Source organism: Rhodothermales bacterium (assembly GCA_034439735.1).
Classification (GTDB): Bacteria; Bacteroidota; Rhodothermia; order Rhodothermales; family JAHQVL01; genus JAWKNW01.
This window is the reverse complement of sequence record JAWXAX010000150.1, coordinates 1-7234: the sequence shown is the minus strand read 5'-3', so window position 1 is coordinate 7234 and position 7234 is coordinate 1. Positions and strand designations below refer to the sequence as shown.

The window sequence follows — 7234 nt, the reverse complement described above, 5'->3', positions numbered from 1 at the left end:
GATGAACGCCGAGGGCGCCCCGTTCAAGGGATTTCTGTATGTCGGCCTCATGATCGACGAGCGGGGGCCGCGGGTGGTGGAGTACAACTGCCGGCTCGGGGATCCCGAGGCGCAAGTCGTGCTGCCGTTGCTCGCATCGGACTTCCTGGAGCTCGTCCTGGCCGGCGCGCAGGGGCGTATCTCCTCCTCACCCGCCCGCCTCGCGGCCGGCGCGGCCGCCTGTGTCATCCTGGCGGCGCCCGGCTATCCCGGCGACTATCCGAAGGACCTCCCCATCGAGGGCCTCGACATCGACGGCCGCCTGGCCGACGCACTCGTTTTTCACGCCGGCACCCGCCGCGATGAGTCCGGGCGGATCGTAACAGCCGGCGGGCGCGTACTGGCTGTCACGGGCGCCGGCCCGTCGCTGGCGGATGCGCTCAACCAGGCGTACGCCGGCGTCTCCTGGATTCATTTCGAGGGCGCGCATTATCGAACCGACATTGGCAAAAAAGGGCTCGCGCGGCTGGCGTGATCGGTGCTGGAAGGGGGTGGCGTCGCTCCTTCTTTCGGCTGTCGGTGTCGGCGCCTATGCCCAGCCGGCTCCTACCGATGCTCCCCGCCTCATCGCCCCATTCGTCGACGCGCGGGCCGTGGCGGTGGACCCCGCCGGCGTGGTGTATGTCGTCGAAGGGGCCCGCGAGGCCATTGTGACGCTTCGCAACCATCTGCCGGACGAGCGCCGCCTCGGGGGCCGCGGCTCGGAGGCCGGGCAGTTCGATGGCCTGGCCGACATCGACCCCACCAACGGACTCGTCCTCGTCGTCGCCGACGCCGGCAACGGCCGCATCCAGCGCTTCTCCCGCGAATTCCTGTTCCTTGAATCGCTCCCGGTGGATCGGCGCGAGGCGGGAGCGGAGGCCGGCGGCTATACCTCCTACCGAAAACAGGAGCAGGGTGGCTCCTCCGGACAGGGCCGGCCCATCGCCGTCCGAACCAGCCACGCCGAAGAGACATTTGTCGTGGATGTGGACCGGCACGTGGTGCTGAAGTGGGATCGCGAGCGCAACTTCGAGCGCGAGATCGGCGGCTATGACGCCGGCGACGGCGCACTCATAGAGCCTGTAGCGCTGGCTCTGGATCAGGCGCAGCGGACCCTGTTTGTGCTGGATATCGGGCGCGGCGCCGTGATGGTGTACGATTTTCTGGGGGGATTCGAACGGCTGATGGCCCTCGACCCCGCCGGCGATGCGATCGGGCTCGAGGTCTGGGGAGAGGAGCTGATGGTATTCGAGCAAGATCGCGTCGTTCGGTATCACGCGCGCGGGCATCGCGAAGCGGAATACGCCGTCGACCTCGGCGAACCCATCGTCGACATGGCCTGGAGCGCGGCCGGCGTGTATGCGTTGACGAAACGCGCTCTGTACCGCCTGGACCTTCACTAGCGCGCCGTCGGCCACCTTCTCCGAAGATATCATGCCGCTGCGCCTGTTTTTCCTACTGTGCTGGTTGGCCGGGTCCACGCTGCGCGTGGCCGACGCTCAGGAGATCCAGCCCCGCCCGACCTCTGCCGGCGCTCAACGAGAAACGCTGCAAGTCGTTGCCGCCGGCCCGATTATGCTGCGCCCGTTTATCATCAACGGGACGGAGCGGCTCTGGTGGAACGGGGCCGCGCTGGATTCCACGGCGTATCGGATCGACTTCACCGCCGGCGTGCTCGAGCTGGACACCACGCGCGTCCGACCGCCTGGCCAGTTGATCGTGGCGTATTCCACGTTTCCGTTTCGGTTCGAGCCGCTTTATCGCGAGGCTGTTGTATCGGACAGCCTTCCGCCGGCCGAGGCCGACACGGCCCGGGCCGCCCGGCTTGCCGCAATGCCTTCCGCCGGCCGCGACCCCTTCGGCGCACCCGGCCTTCAGCGGAGCGGGTCGATCACCCGGGGCATCGTCGCCGGCAACAACCGCGATGTCAGCGTTGAATCCGGCCTGCGCATGCAACTCGCCGGCGAAATCGTGGACGGCGTGGAAGTCCAGGCCGTGCTCACCGACGCCAACACCCCCATCCAGCCGGAAGGGACGACGCAGCGGCTGAACGAGTTCGACAAAGTTTATATCGGAATCACGTCGCAAGCCGGCGCCGTCGAGCTGGGAGATTTTAATCTGGACTTCACCCACTCCGAGTTCGCCCGGCTGTCCCGCAAGCTCCAGGGCGCGCACGTCGTCGGCGAGGCCGGCAGGGCATCGCGACTACGAGTCGACGCCGCCGGCGCGGCCGCGCGGGGGCTGTTTCGCTCGCAGGACATCCCACCGATCGATGGCGTCCAGGGACCGTACCGGCTGGAGGGCGAGGCCGGCGAGCAGTTTATCATCGTCATCGCCGGCTCGGAGTCGGTCTTTCTCGATGGCGTCCTCCTCACCCGGGGTGAGACGAATGATTATGTGATTGACTACGCCACCGGCGAGATTTCCTTTACCCCCAACCGGATCGTGACGGCGGACCGCCGCATCACGGTCGAGTTTCAATACTCGACCAACCAGTTCAGCCGTACGCTCGTGGCCACGGCCGCCGAGGCGATGCTCTTCACCGACGCCGCCGGCGACCCCCGCGCGGCCTTCGGCGTGACGTTTCTGCGCGAGGCAGACGGCGACGTATTCAACGACGAGTTCGGCCTTTCGGCGGAGGACTCGCTCCGGCTCATCCAGGCCGGCGACGGCCAGGCGCTTCGCAGCGGCGCCGAGCCCGTCGTGTTCGATCCCGAGGCTCCGTACGTCCAGTATCTTCAGGAGATCATCCCCGATAGCGTCGGGGGGGCCGATACGATCTTCGTGGCTGTGGATGCCCGGCCGGCCGATTCCGTGCAGGTCTACCGCGTCCGGTTCACGCGCGTCGGCGCCGGCAACGGGCAGTACCTCCGCGTCGGGCGCGGCGTCAACGGGATTTTGTATGAGTATCGGGGCGCCGGCCTTGGGGAGTATGACCCCGTGCTGGTGTTGCCCCGGCCGAAAAACCAGAACCTGCTGGCTTTCCAGTCCAGGCTCGAGCCGATTCGAGGTGTCGAGGTGTTCGGGGAATGGGCGCGGTCGTTTTTTGATCAGAACCGCCTCTCCGCGGCCGACGCGGCGGACGATGTGGGCAACGCGTACGTCGCCGGCGGGCGCATCGATCACATCCCCGTCGACTTCGGCGCCGCGGAGCGCGGCAGCATATCTGCAGAATACAGACGCCGGCTCGTGGGGCAGCGGTTCACAGCGTTTAATCGCATCCGGCCGGTCGAGTTCGGCCGGCGCTGGAACCTCGGGGCCCGCACGTTCAACGCCGAGACCGACCTGGCGGCGTTCGGGGGGGATGAGGTGACGGATGAGGCATCGGTCGAGGTGCGGCTTACGCCGGCCTCGTTCGTGCGCGGCGAAGCCGGCTGGCTGAATCTCGGCGACGCCTTCGATAGCCGGCGGGCGCTCGGGCAGCTGGGTCTGGCAGAGGCGCGGGGGCCGCAGGCCGAATACCGGATCGAGTTGATCGCCAGCGAAAATCGGCTGGAAGGCGAGGAAGGCGATTGGCTCCGGCAGCGTGGCCGGCTCGCGCAGCCGCTGTTCGGCCGGCGCTTCACCCCGTACCTGGAGATGGAGCAGGAGCGCCGCGAACAGCGGGCCGCCGGCACCGACAGCCTCACCCTGGCGTCGCTGGCGTTTCTGGAGTTTCGGCCCGGTATCGGGTGGGCGGGCGAGCGCCTGCAGGCCGCCGGCAGCATCGCCCTGCGCGACGAAGAGGAGTGGGCCGAGGGCGTTCTCCGCGACGCGGCGAGAGCTACTACGTACCAGACCCAGTTCAACTGGGAGGCGTCGGACCGGCTGACGACCGAGGGCAGCCTCGGCTACCGTGTCCGGCGTTTCACCGACTACTTCCGTACGCAGGGCATGCGAGAAGACAACGAGTCCCTCATCCTCCGTTCTACCACCCAGTACACCACGCCCCGGCGCGCCGTGGACGTCAACCTCCGCTACGAGGCCGCCACCGAGCGGACCCCGACCCTCCAGGAGATCTACATCCGGACCGGCCCCGAACTCGGTCAGTTTGTGTGGGAGGATGTGAATGCGGATGGCGTGCTGCAGATCGACGAGTTTTTGCCTGAACGAACCCCGAACGAGGGGACATACGTGCGGACGTATGTACCGTCTGACAGCCTTTCGTCGGTCATCGGCGTCGGGGCGCGGCTACGGCTCCGCATCGACCCCTCGAAGGTGTGGCGCGACGCCGGCCCGGGGTGGCAGCGCGCCCTCGCCCAGGTGAGCACGCAGACGCTGATCGATCTTACTGAAAAAAGCCGCGACCCCGAGCTGGCGAGAATCTATCTATTGGATCTGAGCCGGTTTCGGAGCCCCGTAAACACCGTCAACGGCCGGATTCGGATCGCGCAGGACATCTTCCTGTTTCGGAGCAACCCGCGTTTCAGCCTGGACATCCGGTTCAACCAGACGCGCGGTCACTCCGAATTGGCCGCTGGTGAGGAGGTGCGGTTTCTGAACAGCTGGAGCGTCGAGGGCCGATCGCGCCTGTCGGACCGATGGGCGCTGAAACTCGCCGGCGCGATCGAGACGAATCGGCTGGAGAGCGCCGCGTTTGCATCCCGGCGGTACAATATAGAGGGGATCCGGATCGAGCCCGAGATCGCGTTTTCGCCGACGCGGCGGTACACGTTTGTGGCCGGCGGCGTCGTGGCGCGGAAGGAAGACACGCTCCTGGGGCGGGACGTGAAGATGGTTCGCATCCCCCTGGAAATCCGCTACGCCGTGGTGCGTAAGCTTCAGGTGACGACACGGAGCGAGGTCGCGCTCGTCCGCCTCACCGGCGAGGCCGTGGGCCTTGCCCAGTTCGAGTTGACAGATGGCCGCGGCGCCGGCACCTCGTGGCTGTGGGGGCTCCAGGGGGATTACACCGTGTCCCGCTACCTCCGCCTCTCGTTTTCCTACGACGGCCGCGCGCCGGCGGACGCGCCGGTGCTGCATACGATGCGCGTCCAACTCAGCGCGTTGTTCTAACGGCCGTTACGCGTTGACTCGTTGCGCGTTTGCGTTGCATCCCTACAGCACATTTCAGAGCAAGATGGCGCTTATCCCAATCACCAAACGGTCAACGGAAAAACGCGCAACGCGTAACGTCACGTTCTAATTGCTTTCACCCCTCCGGCGGCTCCGGCATCGCGAATTCGTCGTATTGTTCGCGGTAGATGGCTACGCCGGCGGCGCGCAGTTTGGCTTCCAGGTTTTCGTAGCCTCGGTCCAGGTGGTAGACGCGGAGGACGTGGGTTTCGCCGCGCGCGATGAGGCCGGCGAGGACGAGGGAGACACTCGCGCGGAGGTCGCTGCTCATCACCTGGGCGCCGGTGAGTTGCTGGCCGCCTTCGATGCGGACCGCGTTGCCCTCGACGCGAGCGCGGAGGCCCATGCGCTGGAGTTCCGGGATGTGGTTGAAGCGGTCAATGTAGATGGTATCCGTGACGCGGGACGTGCCGGCGGCGCGGGCCATGAGGACGGACCACTGGGCCTGGAGGTCGGTCGGGAAACCCGGGTAAATCGCCGTCTCGATGTCGGTGGGCAGGATGACTTCGGGGGTGTGGACGACGATGTGTCCGTCGTGGTAGTCGACCCGGATGCCGGCCCGCGCGAAGGCGTCCTTAAACGCCCCGCCCAGGTGGCGGTGCTCCGCGTTGTCGATGCGAACCGAGCCGCCAGGCGGGCCGGCGATGGCGGCCGCGATCATGAACGTGCCCAGCTCGATCCGATCCGGGCAGTTGACGATGGCGGCGGGATGCAGCGCCTCGACGCCTTCGATTTCGATGGTACGGGTGCCCAGGCCGGCGATCTTCGCGCCCATCTGCTGGAGTGCCTCGCCGAAGACGATCACGTCCGGCTCGGAGGCTGCGTTTTCGATGCGGGAGGGTCCCGTGGCGCGCACGGCGGCGAGCAGCAGGTTGATGGTGGCGCCGACGCTGGAGGGTTCGAGGCGAAACGAGCCACCGGGCAGCCGGCCCTTCGGCGCGCGGGCGATTACGTAGCCCTGTTCGAGGTCGATCTCGGCCCCGAACGCTTTCATCCCTTCGATGTGGAGATCCACCGGCCGTGGCCCCCAGGCGCATCCGCCGGGGAGCGACACCCGGGCGGTCCCGAACCGGCCCAGGAGAGCGCCGAGCATATAAAACGAGGCGCGCATCTTCTTGACGAGCTCGTAGGGTGCTTCCGGAAAGATCACCCGTTCCGCGTGGACGACCAGCGGGCCGGCGTCCGGTATGTCTACCTTCGCGCCGGTGAACTCCATGATCTGCGCCAGCGTGCGCACGTCGCGGACCCGCGGAACATTGGCGATGGTGCTCGTGCCCTCGGCCATCAACGCCCCGGTGAGCAGCGCCAGGGCCGTATTTTTGGAGCCGGCGACCGTCAGGCTTCCCCGCAGAGGCTGTCCCCCCGTGATGACCAGTTTTTCCATGCGATTCGAAGAAATGGAGTGCGTTATCGGCCCTTGAAACACCGAGCCCGCTTTTCGTTTCAAGTCGCCGAGCGCGATGTACACCGATAACCTACCTCGCTATTCGCTAATCGCTAATTCCATGATTTACCTCGACCACGCCGCCACCACACCCCTCGACTCCGAGGTGCTGGATGCGATGATGCCGTACCTCCGCGAGGCGTACGGCAACGCGTCGTCGGTACATGCGCTCGGCCGGCGGGCGCGGCATGCGGTGGAAGAGAGCCGGCAGACGATCGCGCGGCTCCTCGGGGCCGAGCCGGCGGAGATCGTTTTTACCAGCGGCGCAACGGAGGCGAACAACCTCGCGGTTCGCGGGGCCTCAAGGGGGGGGATTCTGATGGCCCGGACGGAGCATGAGGCCGTGCTGAAGCCGGCCGAGGCGTTGGCGGCCCTGGGCGTGCGGGTAGGGTATACGGCGGTGGGTTCGGGAGGCGGGGTTTCGGCGGAGGCCGTGATGTCGGCGCTGGAGGCCGGGTACGAGTTGGTGTCGATCATGCACGTGAACAACGAGACCGGAGCCCGTAACGATATAGCTGTTATTGCAAGTGAAGTGAGGAAAAAAGGCGTGCTGGTGCATACCGACGCCGTCCAGTCCGCCGGCCACCTCGCGCCCGGGGTGGATGAGCTGGGGGTGGATTTGATGAGCATTTCGGCGCACAAGTTCTACGGCCCGAAGGGGGTAGGATGCCTGTACGTGCGGGGCGGGGTGGAGCTTGGCGGACTCGTCGTGGG

Annotated in this window: 5 protein-coding genes; 4 read left to right on the top strand and 1 reads right to left on the bottom strand. The window is 66.8% G+C overall.

Annotated features, from left to right (window positions below):
* The 3 genes from SH809_11530 to SH809_11520 all read left to right on the top strand — a co-directional run.
* Window positions 1-514, top strand: a 514-nt coding sequence (locus SH809_11530; protein ID MDZ4700329.1) for a phosphoribosylglycinamide synthetase C domain-containing protein, incomplete at its 5' end; no start/stop codon positions are given.
* Window positions 483-1424, top strand: coding sequence for a hypothetical protein (locus SH809_11525; protein MDZ4700328.1), 942 nt, complete (start codon window positions 483-485; stop codon window positions 1422-1424). The genes SH809_11530 and SH809_11525, both read left to right, overlap by 32 nt.
* Window positions 1425-1455: 31 nt before the next feature.
* Window positions 1456-5016, top strand: coding sequence for a hypothetical protein (locus SH809_11520; protein MDZ4700327.1), 3561 nt, complete (start codon window positions 1456-1458; stop codon window positions 5014-5016).
* A 136-nt stretch (window positions 5017-5152) separates the two neighbouring features.
* Here the strand turns inward: SH809_11520 and murA are convergent, their stop codons facing one another.
* Window positions 5153-6460 (bottom strand): UDP-N-acetylglucosamine 1-carboxyvinyltransferase, encoded by a 1308-nt coding sequence (murA, locus tag SH809_11515; GenBank protein ID MDZ4700326.1) that lies wholly within the window; start codon window positions 6458-6460, stop codon window positions 5153-5155.
* Between the two features lie 121 nt (window positions 6461-6581).
* Between murA and SH809_11510 the strand changes: the two genes are divergently transcribed.
* On the top strand, window positions 6582-7234 hold a 653-nt coding region (locus SH809_11510), incomplete at its 3' end, for an aminotransferase class V-fold PLP-dependent enzyme (GenBank protein MDZ4700325.1).